General features: G+C 66.5%; 24 protein-coding genes. 16 read left to right on the top strand and 8 right to left on the bottom strand.

Annotation, left to right across the window (positions count from 1 at the left end; genetic code table 11):
- Positions 1-48 precede the first annotated feature (48 nt).
- Genes ACTHJF_RS01665 through greB form a run of 3 tightly spaced genes read left to right on the top strand, consistent with a single transcriptional unit; the run spans position 49 to position 3,313 of the window.
- Positions 49-1,551, top strand: a complete 1,503-nt coding sequence (locus ACTHJF_RS01665; protein WP_440265532.1) for a helicase HerA-like domain-containing protein — start codon at positions 49-51, stop codon at positions 1,549-1,551.
- On the top strand, positions 1,548-2,813 hold the full coding sequence (locus ACTHJF_RS01660; RefSeq protein ID WP_440265531.1) for a hypothetical protein: 1,266 nt from the start codon (positions 1,548-1,550) through the stop codon (positions 2,811-2,813). Before ACTHJF_RS01665 ends, ACTHJF_RS01660 begins: the two co-directional genes overlap by 4 nt.
- Positions 2,810-3,313, top strand: a complete 504-nt coding sequence (gene greB, locus ACTHJF_RS01655) for a transcription elongation factor GreB (RefSeq protein WP_440265530.1) — start codon at positions 2,810-2,812, stop codon at positions 3,311-3,313. The genes ACTHJF_RS01660 and greB overlap by 4 nt, the downstream gene beginning before the upstream one ends.
- A gap of 7 nt (positions 3,314-3,320) precedes the next feature.
- Here greB and ACTHJF_RS01650 read toward each other — a convergent pair whose 3' ends face one another.
- Both ACTHJF_RS01650 and rimO read right to left on the bottom strand, forming a co-directional pair.
- Positions 3,321-4,145 (bottom strand): DUF3025 domain-containing protein, encoded by an 825-nt coding sequence (locus ACTHJF_RS01650; RefSeq protein WP_440265529.1) that lies wholly within the window; start codon positions 4,143-4,145, stop codon positions 3,321-3,323.
- Entirely contained in the window at positions 4,142-5,515 is a 1,374-nt protein-coding gene (rimO, locus tag ACTHJF_RS01645; RefSeq protein ID WP_440265528.1) for a 30S ribosomal protein S12 methylthiotransferase RimO, read from the bottom strand. The genes ACTHJF_RS01650 and rimO overlap by 4 nt, the downstream gene beginning before the upstream one ends.
- 138 nt (positions 5,516-5,653) lie before the next feature.
- On the opposite strand from rimO, the gene ACTHJF_RS01640 reads away from it, so the two are divergent.
- From ACTHJF_RS01640 to ACTHJF_RS01630, 3 genes are all read left to right on the top strand, one after another.
- Complete coding sequence (locus tag ACTHJF_RS01640) at positions 5,654-6,310, top strand: dienelactone hydrolase family protein (protein WP_440265527.1); 657 nt, start codon at positions 5,654-5,656, stop codon at positions 6,308-6,310.
- 76 nt (positions 6,311-6,386) lie between these two features.
- On the top strand, positions 6,387-7,061 hold the full coding sequence (locus ACTHJF_RS01635) for a dienelactone hydrolase family protein (protein WP_440265526.1): 675 nt from the start codon (positions 6,387-6,389) through the stop codon (positions 7,059-7,061).
- The gene (locus ACTHJF_RS01630) at positions 7,058-7,489 is read left to right on the top strand and encodes an HIT domain-containing protein (RefSeq protein WP_440265525.1); all 432 of its coding nucleotides are present in this window, start codon (positions 7,058-7,060) and stop codon (positions 7,487-7,489) included. Before ACTHJF_RS01635 ends, ACTHJF_RS01630 begins: the two co-directional genes overlap by 4 nt.
- Before the next feature lie 219 nt (positions 7,490-7,708).
- Here the strand turns inward: ACTHJF_RS01630 and ACTHJF_RS01625 are convergent, their stop codons facing one another.
- From ACTHJF_RS01625 to apbC, 4 genes are all read right to left on the bottom strand, one after another.
- Complete coding sequence (locus ACTHJF_RS01625) at positions 7,709-8,206, bottom strand: hypothetical protein (RefSeq protein ID WP_440265524.1); 498 nt, start codon at positions 8,204-8,206, stop codon at positions 7,709-7,711.
- Positions 8,207-8,292: 86 nt separating this feature from the next.
- Positions 8,293-8,859, bottom strand: a complete 567-nt coding sequence (gene dcd / locus ACTHJF_RS01620) for a dCTP deaminase (protein ID WP_431637992.1) — start codon at positions 8,857-8,859, stop codon at positions 8,293-8,295.
- Positions 8,860-8,939: 80 nt separating this feature from the next.
- Complete coding sequence (locus ACTHJF_RS01615; protein ID WP_440265523.1) at positions 8,940-9,488, bottom strand: NADPH-dependent FMN reductase; 549 nt, start codon at positions 9,486-9,488, stop codon at positions 8,940-8,942.
- Complete coding sequence (gene apbC / locus ACTHJF_RS01610) at positions 9,485-10,579, bottom strand: iron-sulfur cluster carrier protein ApbC (RefSeq protein WP_440265522.1); 1,095 nt, start codon at positions 10,577-10,579, stop codon at positions 9,485-9,487. Before apbC ends, ACTHJF_RS01615 begins: the two co-directional genes overlap by 4 nt.
- Before the next feature lie 170 nt (positions 10,580-10,749).
- On the opposite strand from apbC, the gene ACTHJF_RS01605 reads away from it, so the two are divergent.
- Together ACTHJF_RS01605 and metG are read left to right on the top strand one after the other, a co-directional pair.
- Positions 10,750-11,196 (top strand): DUF2147 domain-containing protein, encoded by a 447-nt coding sequence (locus ACTHJF_RS01605; protein ID WP_431637996.1) that lies wholly within the window; start codon positions 10,750-10,752, stop codon positions 11,194-11,196.
- Between the two features lie 133 nt (positions 11,197-11,329).
- The gene (metG, locus tag ACTHJF_RS01600; protein WP_440265521.1) at positions 11,330-13,453 is read left to right on the top strand and encodes a methionine--tRNA ligase; all 2,124 of its coding nucleotides are present in this window, start codon (positions 11,330-11,332) and stop codon (positions 13,451-13,453) included.
- 7 nt (positions 13,454-13,460) lie between these two features.
- Here metG and ACTHJF_RS01595 read toward each other — a convergent pair whose 3' ends face one another.
- On the bottom strand, positions 13,461-13,799 hold the full coding sequence (locus ACTHJF_RS01595) for a hypothetical protein (protein WP_440265520.1): 339 nt from the start codon (positions 13,797-13,799) through the stop codon (positions 13,461-13,463).
- 56 nt (positions 13,800-13,855) lie between these two features.
- Between ACTHJF_RS01595 and ACTHJF_RS01590 the strand changes: the two genes are divergently transcribed.
- On the top strand, positions 13,856-14,479 hold the full coding sequence (locus ACTHJF_RS01590; RefSeq protein ID WP_440265519.1) for an RnfABCDGE type electron transport complex subunit B: 624 nt from the start codon (positions 13,856-13,858) through the stop codon (positions 14,477-14,479).
- On the top strand, positions 14,476-15,111 hold the full coding sequence (gene nth, locus ACTHJF_RS01585; RefSeq protein ID WP_440265518.1) for an endonuclease III: 636 nt from the start codon (positions 14,476-14,478) through the stop codon (positions 15,109-15,111). Before ACTHJF_RS01590 ends, nth begins: the two co-directional genes overlap by 4 nt.
- A gap of 238 nt (positions 15,112-15,349) precedes the next feature.
- On the opposite strand, the gene ACTHJF_RS01580 is transcribed toward nth, so the two are convergent.
- Complete coding sequence (locus ACTHJF_RS01580) at positions 15,350-16,615, bottom strand: porin (protein ID WP_440265517.1); 1,266 nt, start codon at positions 16,613-16,615, stop codon at positions 15,350-15,352.
- Positions 16,616-16,820: 205 nt separating this feature from the next.
- Here ACTHJF_RS01580 and rnt point away from each other — a divergent pair, with 205 nt between their 5' ends.
- The 6 genes from rnt to phoU all read left to right on the top strand — a co-directional run bounded on the left by rnt (position 16,821) and on the right by phoU (position 22,352).
- Complete coding sequence (gene rnt, locus ACTHJF_RS01575; protein ID WP_440265516.1) at positions 16,821-17,480, top strand: ribonuclease T; 660 nt, start codon at positions 16,821-16,823, stop codon at positions 17,478-17,480.
- Positions 17,481-17,601: 121 nt separating this feature from the next.
- Complete coding sequence (gene pstS / locus ACTHJF_RS01570) at positions 17,602-18,621, top strand: phosphate ABC transporter substrate-binding protein PstS (RefSeq protein WP_440265515.1); 1,020 nt, start codon at positions 17,602-17,604, stop codon at positions 18,619-18,621.
- 151 nt (positions 18,622-18,772) lie between these two features.
- Positions 18,773-19,792, top strand: a complete 1,020-nt coding sequence (gene pstC, locus ACTHJF_RS01565; RefSeq protein WP_440265514.1) for a phosphate ABC transporter permease subunit PstC — start codon at positions 18,773-18,775, stop codon at positions 19,790-19,792.
- Positions 19,792-20,658, top strand: a complete 867-nt coding sequence (gene pstA, locus ACTHJF_RS01560; protein ID WP_440265513.1) for a phosphate ABC transporter permease PstA — start codon at positions 19,792-19,794, stop codon at positions 20,656-20,658. The genes pstC and pstA overlap by 1 nt, the downstream gene beginning before the upstream one ends.
- Positions 20,651-21,466 (top strand): phosphate ABC transporter ATP-binding protein PstB, encoded by an 816-nt coding sequence (gene pstB / locus ACTHJF_RS01555; RefSeq protein WP_440265512.1) that lies wholly within the window; start codon positions 20,651-20,653, stop codon positions 21,464-21,466. Before pstA ends, pstB begins: the two co-directional genes overlap by 8 nt.
- Before the next feature lie 169 nt (positions 21,467-21,635).
- On the top strand, positions 21,636-22,352 hold the full coding sequence (gene phoU / locus ACTHJF_RS01550) for a phosphate signaling complex protein PhoU (protein ID WP_431638009.1): 717 nt from the start codon (positions 21,636-21,638) through the stop codon (positions 22,350-22,352).
- Positions 22,353-22,618: the final 266 nt, after the last annotated feature.

Genomic DNA, 22,618 nt, shown 5'->3' with positions numbered 1-22,618 from the left:
CGCGCGAGCCACGGTTAGAATCGATGCCTTGCCAAGGAGTGACCTGCCATGAGCCAGATCCTGATCGGCCGCAACGACAGCATCAGCGTCAGCCTCGACCCGCGCTACGGCAACCGCCACGGCATGATCGCCGGCGCCACCGGCACCGGCAAATCGGTCTCGCTGATGGTGCTGGCCGAAGGTTTCTCCCGGCTCGGCGTGCCCTGCTTCCTGGCCGACGCCAAGGGTGATCTGGCCGGCTTGGCGGTGGCCGCCGGCGAACCGGGCGACAAGCTCAAGGCGCGGCTGGACAAGCTCAAGCTCAGCGACTGGAAGCCGCAGGCCAACCCGGTGGTGTTCTGGGATCTGTACGGCAAGCTCGGCCACCCTGTGCGCGCCACCATCAGCGAGATGGGCCCCACCCTGCTCGGCCGGGTGCTGGAGCTCAACGACACCCAGCAGGGTGTGCTCGAAGTGGTGTTCAAGGTCGCCGACGACCAGGGCCTGCTGCTGCTCGACCTGGCCGACCTGCGCAGCATGCTCGGCTTCGCCAGCGAGAACGCCAAGACCATCTCCGCCCAGTACGGCCTGATCAGTCCGCAGAGCATCGCGGCGATCCAGCGCGCCCTGCTGAAGCTCGAGCAGGACGGCGCCGACCAGTTTTTCGGCGAGCCGGCGCTGGACCTGGTCGACCTGATGCGCCAGGACATGAGCGGTCGCGGCATCATCAACGTGCTGGCCGCCGACCAGCTGATCATGAAGCCCAGGCTCTACTCCACCTTCCTGCTGTGGCTGCTCTCGGAGCTGTTCGAGCAACTGCCGGAAGTGGGCGACCTGGATCAGCCCAAGCTGGTGTTCTTCTTCGACGAGGCGCACCTGCTGTTCGACGATTGCCCGCCCGCGCTGCGCCAGCGCGTGGAACAGGTGGTGCGGCTGATCCGCTCCAAGGGCGTGGGCGTGTACTTCTGTTCGCAGAACCCGGACGACGTGCCCGGCGAGATCCTCGGCCAGCTCGGCAACCGCGTGCAGCACGCGCTGCGCGCCTTCACCCCGCGCGACCAGAAGGCGGTCAAGGCAGCGGCGGAAACCTTTGTCGCCAATCCCAAGCTCGACGTGGTCGAGGCGATCACCCAGCTCGGCGTGGGCGAAGCGCTCGCCTCCACGCTAGGCGACGGCGGCGTACCCGCGCCGGTGCAACAGGTGCTGGTGACCACGCCATGCTGCCGCATCGGCGCCATCACCGCCGAGGAGCGCCAGACGGTACGCATGCGCTCGCCGGTGGGCGGCAAGTACGACACGCCGGTGAACCGCGAATCGGCCGCCGAGAAGCTCGCCGCCCGCGCACAGGACAAGGCCGCCGACGCCGAGAAAGTCGCCACCAGCGCCCCCTCCACCGCCGGCACGCCCGGCTCGGCCTGGGGTGAGGCGGTGCACGATGCGCTGTTCGGCACCAAGCGCCGCCAGGGCATGATCGAGGCGCTAGGCAAGTCCGCCGTGCGCACGGTCGGCAACCAGCTCGGTCGGCAGATCCTGCGCGGCGTGCTGGGCGGCATCTTCGGCGGCAAGCGTTGAAACCGGCGCACGTCCGCTTCCGCTCGATCGATCCGGATACGCCGCTGGCCGACCGGCTCGTGGGCGGCCTGGGCTATCCGCTGCGCGGCGCCGCCTTTCCCACCGTGGTCGGACTCGTGCTGCTTCATTTCCTGGCACTGCTGCCGCTGACCCTGGGCCTGCTCGCCTCGCTGCTGGTGTGGGGCGCCACCTGGCGCTACGCCGCCGAATGCATGCTGCATACCGCCAACGGCTTCGCCGACCCGCCCGACGTGGGCCTGGGCGACAGCGATCGCGCAGCCTGGGGCTTGACCGTAGTGCACGTGGTGGCCGCCGCGTTCTGCGTGGGGATGCCGTTCTACTCGCCGGCGCTGTTTGCGCCCACCCTGCTCGCCGTGGCACTGGTGCTGCCGGCGATCGACATGGCGCTGGCCTTCGACGGCAGTCTGCTGGTGGCGCTGAACCCGGCGCACTGGGGCGAGATCATCCGGCGCTTCGGCTGGAGCTACCTGATTCCGGTCGGCATCAACCTCGCGGTCGGCGCGCTGGCTCTGCTGGCCACATGGATCACTGCCGGGCTGCCGCGCCTGCTGTCGTTGCCGCTGTTCGGCTTCGCCTACACCTATCTGATCGTGCTGGGCTTCCACCTGATGGGCGCGATGATCCACCGCCGCCACGAGCACTTCGGCCTCACGCCGGAAGCCGCGGTGCTGGCCGAGGCGCTGGGCCAGAACGACGACCAGCGCCTGCTCGACCGCGTGCACGAACTGGCAGTGGATGACCCCATGGCCGCCACGCAGCTGCTGGTGCCGCGCCTGCAGGATCGCGAAGCGCCGGCCGAACTGCACCAGGCCTACCGCGACCTGCTGCGCCGGCAACAGCTCACCGACGCGCTGCTGGTGCACGGCCAGATCCGCATCGCGGCGTTGATGGCCGCCAACGAGCCGCGCAAGGCACTGGGCATGGTGCAGGATTGCAGCGCGATCGATCCGGACTTCCTGCCGGACGCCCCCGGCAACGCCGGCGCCATCGCCGAGGTCGCCGCGCGCCACGGCATGCGTCGGATGGCGCTGAAGCTTTGCCGCGGCTGGCTGGCGCACTGGCCGCGCGACGGACGCGCTCCCGCCGTCGCCCTGCTCGCTGCGCGCGAGCTCGAAGCCGACGGCCAGGCGATGGAGGCCAGCGTGCTGCTTGGTCGCGTCGCCGGCGCCTGGACCGACCACCCGCAGCACGGCGAGTTGCTCGCCCGCATCGAACAACTCAAGTCCGGAACCCGCGCATGAGCCGTTGGCGCCCGCCCGCGCCGTCGTCGACGGCCATCATCACGCGTGCCGGCTTCGAGCGGCTGAAGGGCGAACTCGACCACCTGTGGCACACGCTGCGTCCGGAAGTGGTCAAGGCACTGGCCGCCGCCGCGGCCGAAGGCGACCGCTCGGAAAATGCCGAGTACACCTACCGCAAGAAGCAGCTCGGCGAGATCGACCGCCGCGTGCGCTACCTCAGCAAGCGCATCCCGTCGCTGAAGGTGGCCGAGGGCGCACCGGCCGATCGTGACGCGGTGTTCTTCGGCGCGCAGATCGAGCTGGAGAATGCCGACAGCGGCGAGACTTATCGCTACCGCATCGTCGGGCCAGACGAGACCGACGCGAAGAAGGGCTGGATCAGCATCGACTCGCCGCTGGCCCGCGCGGTGCTGAAGAAACGGGTGGACGACGAGTTTTCCGCCGAACTGCCCGGTGGCCTCACGCACTTTGCGCTGCTGGCCGTCGACTACGAGGACTGAGCGGCGCTCAGACTGGCAACCACAACGCAGCGGGATAGCGGCGTCCCGCGCGCAACGGCTGGTAGCACGGTGCCTCATGATGGAACGCTTCCTCACCGTTATCCGGATGCCAGCCCGGGATGCCCGAGAGCGGCAACGGACGCAGCTCCAACGGATCGCGCAGCAGCTCGCCAGAAGCGATGCGTTCGGCCAGCGCGGCAACGATGGACTCCCACGCCATGGCACGGTCGGCCGCCACCACCAGCGCCTTGCCGACCAGCAGCTTGCCCGGGGCGAGCGCGTGTTCCAGCAGGGCGTGGCCGAACACCGCGACGTCGATGCGCCCGTCCTGCCAGGCGGAACGCTCGCGCCAGAACAGCCCGTACCAGTCGTGCGCGTCCCACCGCGCCAGCAGAGAAGGATCGGCCACACGCACGATCACACCGGCCTCGTCGAAATGGGTCATCGCGCACTGCGAGCGTGAGCGTTCGCGCGGGCCCATGCGGGCGACCTCCTCGACCTGACGCCGGTTCAGCGCCTGCTTGATCGCCGGATAGCGCAGCCACGCCAGTGCGTTGAACAGGTCGTGCCAGTTGCGCTCACGGGTGGCGATCACGCCACGGTCGGCGATGCGCTGCTCGTAGTGCAGGCCGTCGCCGAGCAACGTGTGATCCTGCGCGGCAAAGCGTGGCATCGACGCATCGCGACGCAGCGCGTTGAGCGCATCGATCGCAGGCCAGTGCGGGCCACGCAGCAGCGCGTCGTATTCGCTCCAGTCGGCCAGCGGCGGCCTCGCGAACACGGCCGGGTCGACCGCCTCGCGCGCCGGGGCGACGTAGCGCTGCCGCTTCACACCACCGGCAGCACGGCCTGCGCCAGGCGGGCGTGCAGGTCATGCTCGCTGGCCGACTCCACCAACACCTGCACGAACTGACCGGGCTTGAGCTGCTGGCCGTCGGCGATGAGCACGGTGCCGTCGATCTCCGGCGCGTCGGCGGCCGAACGCGCCACGGCGCCGGCCTCGCCCGCCTCGTCCACCAGCACCTGGATCGTGCGGCCGATCTTGCGTTGGAGCTTGGCGGCGGAGATCTCCGCCTGCACCGCCATGAACTGCTCCAGGCGGTCTTCCTTCAACTCCTCGGATACCTGGCTGGGTAGCTCGTTGGCGCGGGCGCCGTCCACTGGCGAGTAGGTGAAGGCGCCCACTCGGTCCAGCTCGGCCTCGCGCAGGAAGTCCAGCAGCTCCTCGAACTCGGCGTCGGTCTCGCCGGGGAAGCCGACGATGAAGGTGCTGCGGATCGTCAGGTCAGGCACGGCCTTGCGCCAGTTCTTCACCCGCTCCAGCGTCTTGTCGATGTTGCCCGGGCGCTTCATCAATTTCAGGATGCGCGGGCTGGCGTGCTGGAACGGGATGTCCAGGTAGGGAAGTATCTTGCCCGCCGCCATCAGCGGCATCAGCTCGTCCACGTGCGGGTACGGGTAGACGTAGTGCAGGCGCGTCCACACGCCCAGTTCGGACAGACCCTCGCACAGCTCGGTCATCCGCGTGCGGTAGCTCCTGTCGCGCCACAGGTGCTCGGCATACTTCACGTCCACGCCGTAGGCGCTGGTGTCCTGCGAGATCACCAGCAGCTCCTTCACGCCGCCCTTCACCAGTCGCTCGGCCTCGCGCAGCACCTCGTCGACCGGCCGCGAGACCAGGTCGCCGCGCATCGACGGGATGATGCAGAAGCTGCAGCGGTGATTGCAGCCTTCGGAGATCTTCAGATAGGCGTAGTGCTTGGGCGTCAGCTTCACGCCGACCGAGTCGTCACCTCGGGCGTCAAGACGCCCGAGCGGAACCAGATCCAGGAACTTGTTGCGCGCCGGCGGCAGCGCCGTGTGCACCGCGCTCATCACGCTGGCGTAGTCCTGCGGGCCGCTGATCGACAGCACGTCCGGGTAGGCCTCGCGGATCAGTTCCTCGCGCTTGCCCAGGCAACCGGTGACGATCACCTTGCCGTTCTCGTGCAACGCCTCGCCGATCGCGTCCAGCGACTCCTGCACGGCCGCGTCGATGAAGCCGCAGGTGTTCACCACCACCGCGTCGGCCTCGTTGTAGCTGGGCACGATCTCGTAACCCTCCACCTTGAGCTGGGTGAGGATGCGCTCGGAATCGACCAGCGCCTTGGGGCAGCCGAGGCTGACGAAGCCGATCTTCTGGGAGGTAGGTTGGGCGGACATGGCGGTTACCGGATGAGGCAGCCCGATATTGTACCGCGGCGCCCCGCCGCACGCGTCCAGACCCGCGTTCACTAGGTATGCCTGACACGGCAGGTATTACCCTGTCGCGCCTTTCCCCATCCCATCGAAGGAGTGCCCATGGGCCAGATGATCGAACTCTCCAGCACCACGCCGATCGGCGCCTACCTCGCCGAGCCCGCCAGCTCGCCCCGCGGCGGTGTCGTGGTCGTGCAGGAAATCTTCGGCGTGAACGCGCACATCCGCGACATCGCCGACCGCCTCGCAGCTTCCGGCTACGTGGCGATCGCCCCGGCGCTGTTCGACTCGGCGAGGCCGGGCGTGGAGCTGGGCTACGACACCGAGGGCATGCGCGAAGGCGTGGCGCTGAAGGCGCAGGTGAGCCTGGAGCGCGCGCTGCAGGACGTGGCCGTCGCCGCCGAACGCGTAGCCACGGCCGGCAGGGTCGGCACCGTCGGTTTCTGCTGGGGCGGCACGATTGCCTATGCCGCCGCCATCGAGCTCGGCCTGCCCAGCGTGAGCTACTACGGCGGGGGCAACACGCAGCTGGTCGGCAAGCCGGCCACGGCGCCGCTGATGTTCCACTACGGCCTGAAGGACACCCACATCACCGCCACCGACCGCGCGGCAGTCGCATCGGCCAACCCGGACGCGCCGCTGTACGAGTACGAGGCGGATCACGGCTTCAACTGCGACCGCCGCGAGAGCTACGACGCAGCCAGCGCGGCCATGGCGTGGCAGCGCACGCTGGCTTTTCTCGCCGAACACGTCGGCTGATCCGGCCCGGGCGTTCGGCTCCGCAGCACCAGGCGGACTAGACTTCCGGTTTCGCGAACTTCCCGGGGGCGAGCTCATGGGCCAGTCGATAAGCCTCAACACCACCCGCCTGCACTGCATCGGCGCCTATCTCGCACGGCCGTCTGGCCCGCCGCGCGGGGGCATCGTCGTGGTGCAGGAGATCTTCGGCGTGAACGCGCACATCCGCGCCATCACCGACCGCTTCGCCGAGGCCGGCTACACCGCCATCGCGCCGTGCTTCTTCGACCACGTCGAGAACGGCGTGGAGCTGGGCTACGACGAGGCCGGTTTCGCCCGCGGCCGCACGCTGGTGGCCGAGGTCGGCATCGAACTGGCGGTGGACGACGTGGCCAGCGCGGCCGAGGCGATCGCCTCGGCCGGGCGCATCGGCGTGGTCGGTTTCTGCTGGGGCGGCACAGTCGCGCTGCGCTCGGCGCAGCGGCTGGGCCTGCCGGCGGTGAGCTACTACGGCGCGCGCAACCCGGCGTACCTGGATGAGACGCCGCAGGCGCCCGTAATGTTCCACTTCGGCGAGCGCGACGCCTCGATCCCGCCGGAGACGGTGCAACAGCACCGCGAGAAGTTGCCGCAGATGCCGGTGTACACCTACCCGGCCGGCCACGCCTTCAACCGCAACGTGGACCCGCACGCGTACGACGCCCCCAGCGCCGCACTGGCCTGGCAGCGCACGCTGGATTTCTTAACGCGTGAACTGGGGAGCGCACCATGACGGCAGAGTTCGCACTGGACGCTCGCCTGGCGGCCGACTCGGTGCCAGTGATCCTCCTACCCCTGTGCCAAGTGCGGCTGATGAACGACGCGCGCTTCGCCTGGCTGCTGCTGGTGCCGCGCCGTGCCGGCATGAGCGAGCTCCACGATCTGAATGAAGCGGATCAGGAGCAGCTGTGGCGAGAGATCCACTCTGCCACGCAGGCGCTTCGCGCGGTGGCGCCGTGCGACAAGCTCAATATCGGCGCGCTGGGCAACATCGTTCGCCAGTTGCACGTCCACGTCGTGGCGCGCGTGGTAGGCGATGCAGCCTGGCCTGGGCCGGTGTGGGGCAGCGGCGTGGCTCAACCGTATGACGCGCCAGAGCAAGAGCAACGGATCTACGCATTGCGGGAGCACTGGTGCACCGCAGACCGCCACGTCCCGTAACGGCCCTCATCCGTCCCTGCCCCGTCGTGGCAGCATTCTTAGATGCGAGCTAGTCCATCGGCGATCCGGATTCGCGCTCGGCCAGCTCCGGCTGAGGCGGTGTCCAACAGCCGCCCATCGCCTCTCACAATTCGGGGCGAGAACTTCGTCAGTTCTCGCCCCGTCCGGTAGCGCGCAGCGATCAGGCTCGCCGCGCGCACATCAGTTTCCGCCCACCACTCAGTAGCCGCCAGGCATGTCTTGCCTGTCGCTGCCCGCCGCGGTCTTGCTCTTCTGGTCATCGCCCATCTTGGCCGGGGCGTGGTAGTCCTCGAGAGCGCGCGCCTTGGTTTCCTGCGGATTGATCTGCTTCAGCTCGCCATTCTTGTCGTAGTACACGACCACGCCGTAATCGAGCGCGATGCGGGCCATGTACTCCAGATGCTGCTTGCGCACCTTGGAGTCGTCGCTGGGCACCAGCAGCACGGTCTTGGGCAGTTTGCCGGCGTCCTTCAGGTAGGCGAAGTGACTGCCGGTGTCGATCGCGCTGAGCACGGCGTCATCAACGAGAAACTGCCCACCCTTGTAAGCCTTGATCACGGCATCGAAATGCTGCTGCGCCTGCATCGCCGCCACTTCCGATTTGGTATCGCCGCGATGACAGCCGGTAAGGACCAGCGCGCTGGCCAGCAACGAGGCGGCAACCAGCCGTCCGGCGAGGGTGGAAAAACGGATCATGCGGATCTCCTGCAAGGCTTTTCGTGACAGCGGACGAGTGTAGCGCCGCCGGGTATGGATGGCGTCGAGGGTGGGCGATCGCGCGTTCAGGTGCGCGGCAGGGTCACGCCCTGCTGGCCCTGATACTTGCCGCCGCGATCCTTGTAGCTGGTCTCGCACTCTTCGTCGGACTCGAAGAACAGCATCTGCGCCACACCCTCGTTGGCGTAGATGCGCGCCGGTAGCGGCGTGGTGTTGGAGAACTCCAGCGTCACGTGGCCTTCCCACTCCGGCTCAAGCGGCGTCACGTTGACGATGATGCCGCAGCGCGCGTAGGTGCTCTTGCCCAGGCACACGGTAAGCACCGAGCGTGGGATACGGAAGTACTCCACCGTGCGCGCCAGTGCGAACGAGTTGGGCGGAATGATGCACACGTCCGCCTCCACGTCGACGAAGCTGGTGGGATCGAACGCCTTCGGGTCGACGATGGTGGAATTGATGTTGGTGAAGATCTTGAACTCGCGCGCGCAGCGCACGTCGTAGCCGTAGCTGGAGGTGCCGTAGGAGATCAGCTTCTGATCGTCGCGCACCTTCACCTGGCCCGGCTCGAACGGCTCGATCATGCCGTGCTGCTCGGCCATCCGGCGAATCCACTTGTCGGGTTTGATGCTCACGCGCGCTCCGGTCGTCAAAGGGGCGGTTCAGCCACCGTCGGCCGCCGCCAAGTGCGAAAAAATAGCACGGGGACGACCACTCAGGCTTGCGCCAGCGCCCTGTCCAGCCGTGCCAGCAGCGCGCGCAGCGTCTCGCGCAGGGCCGGCTGCTCGATGATCCACGCGGGCTCGCAGCCGACACCCGGCAGCGGCACCGTGCCGGAGACCCCGTCCAGCACGGTGGCCGACATGGTGCGCAGGATCTCGACCAACGCGTCCTGCGCGTGATGCGAGCCGCGGCCCGAGGCGTTGATCAGCGCCACCGGCTTGCCCGGAAATTCCAGGCTGCCGACCAGCCAGTCCAGCGCGTTCTTGAACGCGCCCGGCACGCCGTGGGCATATTCAGGACAGGCGATCAGCAGGGCATCGCTGGTGCCGACCGCCTCGCGCAACGCGGCCACCGGAGCGGGCAGCGGATCGTGCTCGTCGTCCGGGTTGAACCAAGGCAGCGCCGCCAGGCCGTCATGCATGATCAGCTCCAGCGAAAGCGGCGCCAGCTCGCGCGCCGCTTCCAACACGGCCGCATTGGCCGAAACGCGCCGCAGGCTGCCGGACAGGCACAGCACCCGTCGACGCGATGGCGCCGTCATGCGGTCGGCGCGCCCTGCACGACCACCTTGCCCAGGCCCAGCGCCTTGTTGCGCGGCTGGCGCGACAACCGCCCCGCGGCGTTACGGGCGATCTCACGGTAGCGCGCGGCCAGGTCGGACTCGGGCATCGCCACCACGGTCGGGTTGCCGCCGTCGGCCTGCTCCCGGATGCGGATGTCCAGCGGCAGGGAGCCCAGAGAGGCCACGCCGTACTGCTCGGCCATGCGCTGGCCGCCGCCCTCGCCGAAGATGTGCTCCTCGTGCCCGCAGTTCGAGCACACGTGGGTGGCCATGTTTTCCACCACGCCCAGCACCGGCACCTCGACCTTCTCGAACATCTTCAATGCCTTGCGCGCATCCAGCAGGGCGATGTCCTGCGGCGTGGTGACGATCACCGCGCCGGCCACCGGAACTTTCTGCGACAGCGTGAGCTGGATGTCGCCGGTGCCCGGCGGCAGGTCGACCACGAGATAGTCCAGCGCGTCCCAGCGCGAGTCGTTGAGCAGCTGCATCATCGCCTGGGTGACCATCGGACCACGCCAGATCATCGGCGTCTCCTCGTCGACCAGAAAGCCGATCGACATCGCCTGCAGCCCGTGCGCCTGCATCGGGATGATCGACTTGCCGTCCGGCGACTGCGGCTTGCCGCTGATGCCCAGCATGCGCGGCTGGCTCGGGCCGTAGATGTCGGCATCCAGAATGCCGACCTTCGCGCCCTCGGCGGCCAGCGCCAGCGCCAGATTCACCGACACCGTGGACTTGCCCACGCCACCCTTGCCCGATGCCACCACGATGACGTTCTTCACGTTCGGCATTGGCGCCAGTTGACCCTGCACCTTGTGCACCTGCACGCGGCTGGTCACCGAGACGGCTGCCGCGGCGATCGCCGGGTCGGCCTGCAGCGCATCGCGCGCCTGGGTGGCCAGCGTATCGGCGGCGGTCGCCGCGGGATAGGCCAGTTGCAGGTCGACCGATACGCGATCGCCGTCCACGCCGATGGCGCGCACGGCATCGGCCAGCGGCGCGCCAGTGTGGGGGTCGATGAGGTCGCCGAGAATGCGGCGTACCAGGGCTTCATTCGCCTGGGTCATGGGGCATGTCTTGAGGGGAGAGACCGTCGATTATGCCAGCCCCCGACACGCACCCGGCTGCGCCAGATCAGGGCGCGCCGAGTCCAGATGAGGTCTTGCGCATTGCAGCTTGACCCGCTTCGGGGCCCTCGGCACGCTCGCCCCATACGCTTTCGTACGGGAGGATCACCATGACGCTGCTGTCCCGCTTCACCCTCGCCACCGGCCTGCTGCTGATCGCCGGCTCCGCCTTCGCCGCCACCGACACCCCGGTCGGCACCTGGAAGACTATCGACGACAAGACCCATCAGCCGAAATCCATCGTCGAGATCACCGACAACAATGGCGAGCTGCAGGCCAAGGTGGTCAAGGTGCTGAACTCCGACGAGGGTCCGAACCCGATCTGCAAGGAGTGCGACGGCGCGCGCAAGAATCAGCCGATCGAGGGCATGACCATCATGTGGGGCGTCACCAAGGATGACGACGTGTGGGATGGCGGCAAGATCCTCGACCCGAAGAACGGCAAGGAATACAAGGTCAAGCTCACGTTGACCGACGGCGGCCAGAAGCTCGACGTGCACGGCTACATCGGCTTTGCCCTGCTCGGCCGTTCGCAGGTGTGGGAACGCCAGCCGTAAAGGCGCCATCTCCGCGCTCGCCTGAAAGCCCGCCCATCGGCGGGCTTTTTCGTGCCACCGACACACCGTGCAGGGCCGGTCGATTTGGACGTCCATGCCATAATGCGCGGCCACTTAAGCCAAGCAAGCTGCCATGAGCCGTCGCCTCCTTGTCACCAACGCCCTGCCCTACGCCAACGGTCCGCTGCACATGGGCCACCTGCTGGGCTACATCCAGGCCGACATCTGGGTGCGGGCGCAGCGCATGGCCGGTCATGAAGTGGTCTACGTCTGCGCCGACGACGCGCACGGCACGCCAATCATGCTGGCAGCACAGAAGGCTGGACTGGCGCCGGAGACCTACATCGACGGCATTCGCGCCGGCCACGAGGCCGACTTCGCCGCCTTCGGCGTGGCGTTCGACCACTACCACAGCACGCATTCGGACGAGAACCGCGCGCTGGCGACGCTGATCTACACGCGCCTGCGCGACGGCGGCGCCATCGCCCGGCGCGACATCCAGCAGCTGTTCGATCCGGACAAGCAGATGTTCCTGCCGGACCGCTACATCAAGGGCACTTGCCCGGTGTGCAAGACGCCGGACCAGTACGGTGACAACTGCGAAAACTGCGGCGCCACCTACGCACCCACCGACCTGATCAACCCATACTCGGTGATGTCCGGTGCCACCCCGGTGCTGCGCGACTCGGAGCACTACTTCTTCCAGCTGTCGAAGTTCGAGGGCCTGCTGCGCGACTGGTTCGCCGGCAAGTACTCGAACGGCCAGCCGGTGGCCAACAGTGGCGTGGCAGCCAAGCTGCGCGAATGGCTGGACGGCGGCCTGAAGGACTGGGACATCTCGCGCGACGCCCCGTACTTCGGATTCCCGATCCCCGACGCGCCGGGCAAGTTCTTCTACGTCTGGCTGGATGCGCCCGTAGGTTACCTCGCCAGCTTCAAGGCGCTGTGCGACAGGAGCGGACTGCAGTTCGACGACTTCCTTGCGCCCGACAGCACCGCCGAGATGCATCATTTCATCGGCAAGGACATCATCAACTTCCACGGCCTGTTCTGGCCGGCGATGCTGCACGGTGCGGGCTTTCGCACGCCCACCGCGCTGCACGTCAACGGCTACCTCACGGTCAACGGCGCGAAGATGTCCAAGTCGCGCGGCACCTTCATCCAGGCGCGCACGTATCTGGACGCCGGGCTGAATCCAGAATGCCTGCGTTACTACTTCGCCACCATGCTCGACGATGCACCGGTGGACGTGGATCTGGACCTGAAGGCCTTCGAGGAGCGCGTGAACTCGCACCTGGTCGGTAAGTGGGTGAACATCGCTAGCCGCACCGCGGGCTTCGTGCATAAGTTCTTCGACGGCCGACTCGCTGAACGCTTCGGCCCCATCGAGACCGAGCTGTGGAACCGCCTGCAGGAGCACTACGACGGCCTGGCCGAGCTCTACGACCGGGGCCAGTTCGCCGAGGTCACCCGCCGCTTCGTGCTGATGGCCGACCTGGTCAACGGCCACATCGCCGCCACCGCACCGTGGACGCTGGCCAAGGACGATTCACGCCGCGTCGAGCTGCACCAGGTGTGCTCGTTCGCGATCGCCGCGTTCCGCCTGCTCGGCGGTCTGCTCAAACCGATCCTGCCGGCGACCGTGGCGGCGGCCGAGCAGTTCCTGGCCGCGCCGATCATCGATTTCGACGATGCGCGCGCCGCCTTGCACAACCACATCATCGCGCCCTTCGAGCCGCTGCTCGGCCGCCTCGATCCGAAGCAGATCGAAGCGATGGTCGAGGCCTCGAAGGAATCGCTCGGCGCTCCCGTCGGCGCTCCCGTCGGCGCTCCCGTTTCTACCGAAAAACCCAAGCAAGCGAAGAAAGCCATGACTGACGCCGCACCCTCTCCTGCTTCCGCCGACACTGCCGCCGCCACGACCGCCACCATCGGTATCGACGATTTCGCCAAGCTCGATTTGCGCGTGGGCAAGGTCACTGTGTGCGAGTTCGTCGAGGGCTCGGACAAGCTGCTGCGCTTCGAGCTGGATGCCGGTGCGCTAGGCACGCGGCAGATCTTCTCCGGCATTCGCGCCGCCTACGGCGAGCCGGAAAAGCTGGTGGGCCGCAACGTGGTGTTCATCGCCAATCTGGCGCCGCGCAAGATGCGCTTCGGTCTGAGCGAGGGAATGATCCTGTCCGCTGGCGACGGCGGCAGCGACCTGTTCCTGCTCGACGCCGACACCGGTGCCAAGCCCGGCGCCACGGTGCGCTGAAACCGGTTCAACGGGGACTGTAGGTCACGAACACGCCGACCAGATCGCCGTTCTTGTGGTACGGCGCCATGTAGCGGTAGCCGCGTGCGGCGAAATCGGCATGCGGCTTGGTGAGCTGGCCGGCGAGGTGGTTCTTGCGCATGCCGAAATGGGCGTCGATGAAGACGGTGACGCTCTTGGGCGCTCCGGCTGGCGCGGTGTCGGCACGCGCCAGGCCCATGTTGCCCAGCGCGAGCGAACCGACCGCTCCGATGGCGGTGGCCCGCAGCAGCGAAGCGACGGTCAGCGGCGCTGCATTCCAGCAGTCCAGCAGTCCAGCGGGAAGACTTTCATGAGCAGACTCCACAAGTGGGAATACGGCAGTATCGGATCGGCAATGACCGCCCCGACCGCCCACCACGCATGAGCGAATCGATCGACACTCTGGCCACCCGCATCGACGCGATCCTGCCGCAGACCCAGTGCGAGCAGTGTGGCTTCCACGGCTGCCGCCCATATGCCGAGGCGATCGCGCGTGGCGAGGCGCCGATCAACCGCTGCCCCCCGGGCGGCGCGGCCGGCATCGCGAAACTCGCCGCCCTGCTCGATCGGCCCGTGCTTCCGCTGGACCCCGCCCACGGCGTGGAAAAGCCGCGCACGCTGGCGCGCATCGTCGAAGCCGAGTGCATCGGCTGCACCAAATGCATCCAGGTGTGCCCGGTCGATGCCATCGTCGGCGCGGCCAAGCTGATGCACACCGTGCTCATCGACGACTGCACCGGCTGCGAACTGTGCGTGCCGGCCTGCCCGGTGGATTGCATCGTGCTGGAACCGATGCCGCTGGCCTGGGCGGAAGATCCCGTCCGCGTCGAGGCGGCCCGGGCACACTTCCGGCGCCGCGAAGCGCGACTGGCCCACGAACGCGCGGCCCACGAGGCTGAACTGGCCGCACGCAAGGCCGCAGTGGATGCCGCCGCGACACCGAGCAACCCCGTACTGGCCGCACTCGCCCGCGCCAAGGCGAAGAAGCAGGGAAACCCCGAATGAAGCGCGCCGACGTCGTGGAGCTGTTCACCCGCCTGCGCGAGCTGAACCCCAGACCGACCACCGAGCTGGCCTACACCACGCCGTTCGAGCTGCTGGTGGCCGTGGTGTTGTCCGCGCAGGCCACCGACGTGGGCGTGAACAAGGCCACGCGCAAGCTGTATCCGGTGGCCAACACGGCTGCGGCGATCCTCGCACTGGGCGAGGACGGCCTGAAGGCGTACATCAGCACCATCGGCCTGTTCAACGCCAAGGCGAAAAACGTCATCGCGCTGTGCCATCTGCTGATCGAACAGCACGGCGGCGAAGTGCCGCGCGAGCGCGAGGCGCTGGAGGCACTGCCCGGGGTGGGCCGCAAGACGGCCAACGTGGTGCTCAACACCGCCTTCGGCGAGCCGACCATCGCGGTGGACACGCACATTTTCCGCGTGTCCAACCGCACCGGCCTGGCGCCCGGCAAGGACGTGCGGGCGGTAGAGGCGAAGCTGGAGAAAGTGGTGCCGCCTGAGTTCAAGCTCGACGCCCACCACTGGCTGATCCTGCACGGCCGCTACGTGTGCAAGGCACGCAAGCCGGACTGCCCGCACTGCGTGATCCGTGACCTGTGCCGCTACAAGGACAAGACCCCCGCCTGACCCACCCGGCATACAAACCCATGTAGGAGCTCGCTCGCGGGCGATGCTCTCGGCTCTGAATGTCGAATCAGAGCGAAAGGCATCGCCCGCAAGCAGGCTCCTACAAAGAAGGGCGGCGCTTGCGCCGCACAAAAGCAAACGGCGGGCTGCTGCCCGCCGTTTTCCGTCCCTGGGTCGAACTCCCTTCCGATATTCGGGGTCACACCTCCGGCATCGTGCCGGAGGTGTGTGACAACTTTTAGAACGCCACTTCGCCGAACACGCCGATCTCGTTCGTCTTCACGTTCTGCACGTGTGCCGGCACCGGAGCGGCAACCGACTTGTCGGCCTTCTCGTGCTTCCACACGCCAGCGAGCTTGAAGCCCTTGGTGATCTGGAACTCGACACCCGCGTTGTAGTACGAGTCCTTCGCGTCACGGTCCAGATCCTTGCTCAGCTTGGCGTTGTCGTAGCGAGCGAACAGGCTCACGCCGTCGGCCACGGCCACGCTGCCCCATACCGAGTAACCGTCGGCCTTGTCCTTGAACGGAGTCAGCACGTTGTTCCAGTTGCTGGCGGTGAAGTATTCAGCGCCCAGGCGGAACTGCTTGCTGGCGTAGGCGATCAGCACGTCACCGCGAGTCGCGGTGTTGGTGGACGCCACGCCCTGCACGTCCTTGCCGAGCTTGCCGGAGTAGCCACCCAGCGCGATGACCGTGTTCTCGAACGGCACGAAGCCGACGCGACCTTCCACATCCACGCCCTTGGAGCGGCTGGGGTTCTTGTAACCGTTGCCGTTGACCACGGATACCGCGTAATTCACCGACTTGCTCTGGCCGATGTCACCGCCCAGGTGGATACCCCAGTCAGCCGAATTGCCGTACTTCAGGCGGTCGATCAGTGTGTTTTCGACGTAGCGGAAGCCGTAGTAGTTCTCGACGAACGGGATCCAGGGCATGTCCGCCGAACCCAGGCGCAGCACGGCGGCCTGGTCGAACTTGCCCTGCACGTAAGCCTTCTTCACGAACAGGTTGGTCTCACCATCGCTGCCGACGTAGTTGAAGTCGGTGGTCAGATTGGCCGACCAGATGTCGTCGAACTGGTGGGTGACGCTCAGGTAGAAGCGCTTCACATCCAGGCCGGTGCCGGACGCAGCGGTCTTGCCGCTATCGCTGTTCTTCTGGTCGATGTTGGTGAAGTCGACGTACATCTTGCCGCTGAGCGTGGTGTCGTTCACCAGCTTCTCGAGCTTGGCCAGCTTCTTGTCGTTGGTGGCCGAGGCCTGCACCTTCTCGATCGCCTGGCCGGTGCTGACGTTGATCTCGGACTGGGCGTCGGTGCGCTGCTCCAACTCGTCGATCTTCGACTGCATGGCGGCCAGCTGGGCCTTCAGCATCTCGATTTCGGCATTGGTGGTGGCCGAGGTGGCCGAAGCCTTGGTGGTCTTGGTGGCCGGCGCGGCCGACACGAGGCTGCTGAATCCGAGACCGGCAGCAATCGCTACCACGAGCAACTTGGAACGCATGGGAAATCTCCGCTGGATGGATAACGCCACCTCGACCGCGCCCCTTTGAATCCGTGGTCGGCGAAGCAGGACGTTAAAAGTTTGCGGGCATCCCTTTGCAGTCATGTTGACGAAATGTGACAGAACGAAGTCAGCCACCACCGACTGTCACCTTCGCGCCTCACCGTGCGCGGGCCCGGGGTGACCACACTGATATGCTTTGTCGATGGATGACCTCAACAAGAGCCTGGCCAGCCGCATGGCCGACCGCTTCCGCGGCTTTCTGCCGGTGGTAGTGGACGTGGAAACCGGCGGCTTCGACGCCGAGCGCGACGCGCTGCTGGAAATCGCCGCCGTCACCCTGAGCATGGACAGCGAAGGCTACCTGCACCCGCAGCCCGCGGTTTCCGCCCATGTCGAGCCCTTTCCGGGCGCCAACCTCGACCCGCGCGCGCTGGAAATCACCGGCATCGACCCGGACAACCCGCTGCGCGGGGCGCTGAGCGAGCGGATGGCGCTGGACCACGTCTTCAACGAGGTCCGTCTGGCCATGCGCCACCACCACTGCCAGCGCGCGGTGCTGGTGGGTCACAACGCCGCCTTCGACTTGGGCTTCCTCAACGCGGCGGTCCGTCGTACCGGGCACAAGCGCAATCCGTTCCACCCCTTCAGTTGCTTCGACACCGCCACGCTGAGCGGGCTTGCCTACGGGCAGACCGTACTGAGCAAGGCGGTGCTGGCCGCCGGCGGACACTTCGACTCGCGCGAGGCGCATTCAGCGATCTACGACGCCGAGCGCACCGCGGAACTGTTCTGCGGCATCGTCAACCGCTGGCGCAAGCTGGAAACCTTCGAGCGCGAGCACATCGGCCTGGGCGTGTTGTGACGCCTGGATGACGGCTTGTCACACGGCTGAAACATTCATCTCATTTCATTGCAACACACACCCCCTGTAATGGCGGAAGGGGCGGGCCTCATCCCGTGACTTTCCTCCTCAAGGAGCTACCGTGTTGACCTCAACCAAATCCCGCATCGCCGTGATCGCCGCGGCCTCGCTGATGAGCATGGCCGCCCAGGCCACCGACATTACCGGCGCCGGCTCCAGCTTCGTTTACCCGGTGCTGACCAAGTGGTCGGCCGCCTATGCCGAGAAGACCGGCAACCAGCTGAACTACCAGTCGGTCGGTTCGGGCGCGGGTATCGCTCAGATCAAGGCCGGCACCATCGACTTCGGCGCCTCCGACGCTCCGCTGAGCTCGGAAGACCTCAAGAAGTTCGGCCTGGGTCAGTTCCCGCTGGTCGTGGGCGGCATCGTGCCGGTAGTCAACATCGCGGGCATCCAGGCTGACCAGATCAAGCTCGACGGCGGCACGCTGGCCGACATCTTCATGGGCAAGATCACCAACTGGAACGACCCGAAGATCGCCGCGCTCAACGCCGGCGTGAGCATTCCGGCAGGCAAGATCACCGTGGTGCACCGCTCAGACGGCTCGGGCACCACCTACAACTTCACCAACTTCCTGAGCAAGGTCAGCCCGGACTGGGCGGCCAAGGTGAAGTTCGGCACCGCCGTGGATTGGCCGACCGGCGTGGGCGGCAAGGGCAACGAGGGCGTGTCGCAGTACGTGCGCCAGATCAAGGGCTCGATCGGCTACGTCGAATACGCCTATGCGGTCAAGAACAAGATCAGCTGGGTGGACATGAAGAACGCCGCCGGCAACGTCATCAAGCCGAACGCCGATGCCTTCGCCGCCGCCGCTGCCACCGCTGACTGGGCCAGCGCCAAGGACTTCAACCTGATCATGACCAACGCGCCGGGTCAGACCGCGTGGCCGATCACCGCCACCACCTGGGCGATCATGTACAAGAAGCCGAAGAACGCCGAGCACACCAAGGTGGCGTTCGACTTCTTCAAGTGGTCTTACGAGAACGGCCAGCCCCAGGCTGCCTCGCTCGACTACGTGCCGCTGCCGGACTCGCTGGTCAAGCAGATCGAGGCCTACTGGGCATCGGACTTCCAGAAGTAAGATCGCGATTCATCCGATCGGTGGCGGTAGCGAACGCTCCGCCACATCCGGCAGGACGCCGACCGATCAGCCGCCCCGGTGCTCCAGGGGCGGCTTTCCATTGAAGGCGTCGGTATGCTTCGCGCCTGCACCCGAAAGGACCAGCCACCCCATGTCCAGCCCGCCTGACGCCCTGGCGATTCGCGATGCCGAGGACCCGCGCAGCCGCCGGGATGCGCGCCACGACCGCTACTTTCGCTGGCTGCTCATGGCCTGCGCGCTGCTCGTGCTGGCCTCGCTGCTGGGCGCCGCCGGTGCCACGTTGTGGGGCGGACGGCATGCTTTCGGCACGTTCGGCTGGGGTTTCCTGACCAGTACCGCCTGGGATCCCAGCAATGATGTCTACGGTGCGCTGGTGCCCGTCTACGGCACCATTGTCACCTCGATCATCGCCTTGATCATCGCCGTTCCGATCAGCTTCGGCATCGCGCTGTACCTTTCCGAAGTAGCGCCACCGTGGCTGCGCACGCCGGTGTCTTCGGCGATCGAGCTGCTGGCAGGCATCCCTTCGATCATCTACGGCATGTGGGGCCTTTTCATCTTCGCCCCGTTCTTTGCCGAGCACATCAAGCCCTGGTTTACCAATTATCTGGGCGACAGCCCGGACGACGGTAAAGTGTCCTGGGTTGCGGCCCACGTGCCGTTCATCGGCAAGCTGTTCGCCAGCAACTATCCGTTCGGCGCCAGCGTGCTTACCGCCGGCATCGTGCTGGCGATCATGATCATCCCGTTCATCTCCTCCGTGATGCGTGAGGTGTTCCAGACCGTGCCCACGCGCCTGAAGGAGTCGGCCTATGCGCTGGGCTCAAGCACCTGGGAGGTGTCCTGGGACATCGTGCTGCCGTACACCCGATCGGCGGTGATCGGCGGCATCTTCCTCGGCCTCGGCCGGGCGCTGGGTGAGACCATGGCGGTGACCTTCGTGCTCGGCAACGCGATGGAGCTGTCGGCGTCCCTGCTCGACCCGGGTGCATCGATCGCATCGACCATCGCCAACCAGTTCAGCGAGGCGGTAGGCCTGCAGAAGTCCACCCTGATGGCGCTGGCCTTCCTGCTGTTCGTGGTGACCTTCATCGTGCTGCTGATCGCGCGCCTGATGCTGCGCCAGCTCAAGAAGCGGGAGGGCATCTGATGAGCGCACTGTATTTGCGCCGCCGCCTCACTAACTGGATCGCGCTGTCGCTCAGCGTGCTGGCCACCCTGATCGGGCTGGGCTTTCTCGCCTGGATCCTGTGGGAAACCCTGCGCCAGGGCATCAGCGCGCTTGACCTCAAACTGTTCACCAAGATCACCGCCTACGGCGCCGACGGCGGCCTGGCCAACGCGATGGTCGGCAGCCTGATCATCGATCTGATCGGCATCGCCATCGCCACCCCGATCGGCGTGCTGGCCGGCACCTGGCTGGCCGAATACGCCAACCGCACCAAGCTCGGCGAGACAATCCGCTTCCTCAACGACATCCTGCTGTCGGCGCCGTCGATCGTGATGGGGCTGTTCGTCTACACCATCGTGGTGCTGCCGAGCACGGCGCTGACCCATGGCGACACCACCTTTTCCGGCTTTGCCGGCGGTGTGGCGCTCGCGCTGATCGCCCTGCCGGTGATCGTGCGCACTACCGACGAGATGCTGCGGTTGGTGCCCTCCACCCTGCGCGAGGCCGCGCTGTCGCTGGGGGTGCCGCAGTGGAAGCTGACGCTGCAGATCCTGATCCGCGCAGCACGCTCGGGCATCATCACCGGTGTGCTGCTTGCGCTGGCGCGCATCAGCGGCGAAACCGCGCCACTGCTGTTCACCGCCTTCGGCAACAATTTCATGGTGGTCAATCCGATGAACAAGATGGCCAGCCTGCCGCAGATCATCTACCAGTACGCCAACGACCCGGGCGAAGCCATGCATGCGCTGGCCTGGGCCGGTGCGTTCGTGGTGACGATGTTCGTCCTCCTGTTGAGCCTGGCCTCGCGCCTGGTCCTCTCCCGCAACAAGGTGTCCCATGACTGAGTCCGCCGCCGCCGGCCTTCATCCGCAGCCATCGGTCAGCCAGGCACTCGCCGTGCCGACCAAGATCCAGGTCAACGATCTGCACTTCTACTACAACGGGTTCCATGCACTGAAAGGCATCAGCATGGCGATCCCGGAGAAGAAGGTGACGGCCATCATCGGTCCGTCCGGCTGCGGCAAGTCCACTCTGCTGCGCATCTTCAACCGCATCTACGCGATCTACCCCAAGCTGGAAGCCAAGGGTGAAGTAATGCTGGACGGCGAGAACATTCTCGCCGCGGGCTATTCGATGAATCGCCTACGCAGCAAGGTCGGCATGGTGTTCCAGAAGCCGGTGCCGTTCCCGATGACGATCTTCGAGAACGTTGCCTACGGCATCCGCCACCACGAAAAGCTCTCGCGCGCCGATATGGACGTGCGCGTGGAAAAGGCCCTGCGCGACGCCGCGCTGTGGGACGAGGTGAAGGACAAACTCAAGCAGAACGCGCTCGGCCTCTCCGGCGGTCAGCAGCAGCGCCTGTGCATCGCCCGCGCCATCGCGCTCAAGCCCGAAGTGCTGCTGCTGGACGAGCCGACCTCGGCGCTGGACCCGATCGCCACCGGCCGCATCGAGCAGCTGGTGGAAGAGCTCAAGAGCCAGTTCACCATCGTCATCGTCACCCACAACATGCAGCAGGCGGCGCGCTGCTCGGACCAGACCGCCTTCATGTATATGGGCGAACTGATCGAGTACGACGGCACCGAGAAGATATTCACCAAGCCGGGCCAGAAGCAGACCGAGGACTACATCACCGGCCGGTTTGGTTGAGCCCCCTACAACCTCTCTTTTGGCAAGCGTCATTCCCGCGAAAGCGGGAACCCATGTTGACCTTCGGCAAGAGCAAGTGGATTCCCGCTTTGGCGGGAATGACGTCGAGGCAAGAACCCAATCATCGGCGTGACGTCAGCCCCGTCCGCAGCAGGCATCAGAGGTTCCCATGAGCAGCGAACACATCATCAAGAGCTACGACAGCGAACTGGCGCGTCTCACCGGCGAAATCGTGCGCATGGGCGAGCTGTCGGTGACCCAGCTGGAGTCGGCGATCGACGTGGTCGAGCGTCGCGACGAGCGAGCCGCCCAGCGCGTGGTGGCCAACGACGACGCAATCGATCAGCTGGAACAGGAGATCAGCCACGACGTGGTGCGCCTGCTGGCGCTGCGTGCGCCGATGGCCGGCGACCTGCGTAACGTGTTCGCCGCCCTGCGCATCGCCGCCGACATCGAACGAATCGGCGACTACGCCGCCAACGTCGCCAAGCGTTCGATCCCGCTGTCGATGGTCGCCCCAGTCACGCCAACCAAGGGTCTGGGCTACCTGGCCACGCTGGCCGCCGCCGAGGTGCGTGAGGTCCTGGTGGCCTACCGCGACCAGGACGCCGAGCGCGCCTATCAGGTGTGGAAGAGCGACGCGGAGCTGGACGAGGCTTACACCGGCTACTTCCGCCAGTTGCTTACGTACATGATGGAAGACCCGCGCAACATCACGCCGTGCACGCATCTGCTGTTCATGGCCAAGAACATCGAGCGCATCGGCGACCACGCCACCAACATCGCCGAGAACGTGTGGTTCCAGGTACACGGCGAGCCGCTGGACAAGCAGCGCACCAAGCGCGACTTCACCTCGAGCCCGGAGCTGGGCAAGCTCGGCGAATAAGCCGCCACGCCCTACCCCGGTAGGAGCCCGCTCGCGGGCGATGCTCTTCGCTCTGATGCGATATCGAAGCAAAAAGCAGCGCCCGCAAGCGGGCTCCTACAAGAGCGGGGGTGCCCTTCTCGGCAACCTGCCGGTGCGTGATTGAGCTTGATCAACGCGATGGTCGAAAGCCCGCCGCGTCCCGTAGGAGCCCGCTCGCGGGCGATGCTCCTCGCTCCGATGCACCATCAAAAGCAAAGCATCGCCCGCGAGCGAGCTCCTACCGG

The organism is Dyella sp. (genome assembly GCF_051962475.1).
GTDB lineage: Bacteria > Pseudomonadota > Gammaproteobacteria > Xanthomonadales > Rhodanobacteraceae > Dyella_A.
Note: the sequence above shows the minus strand (reverse complement) of the source record. Positions and strands in the feature narration are given on the sequence as shown.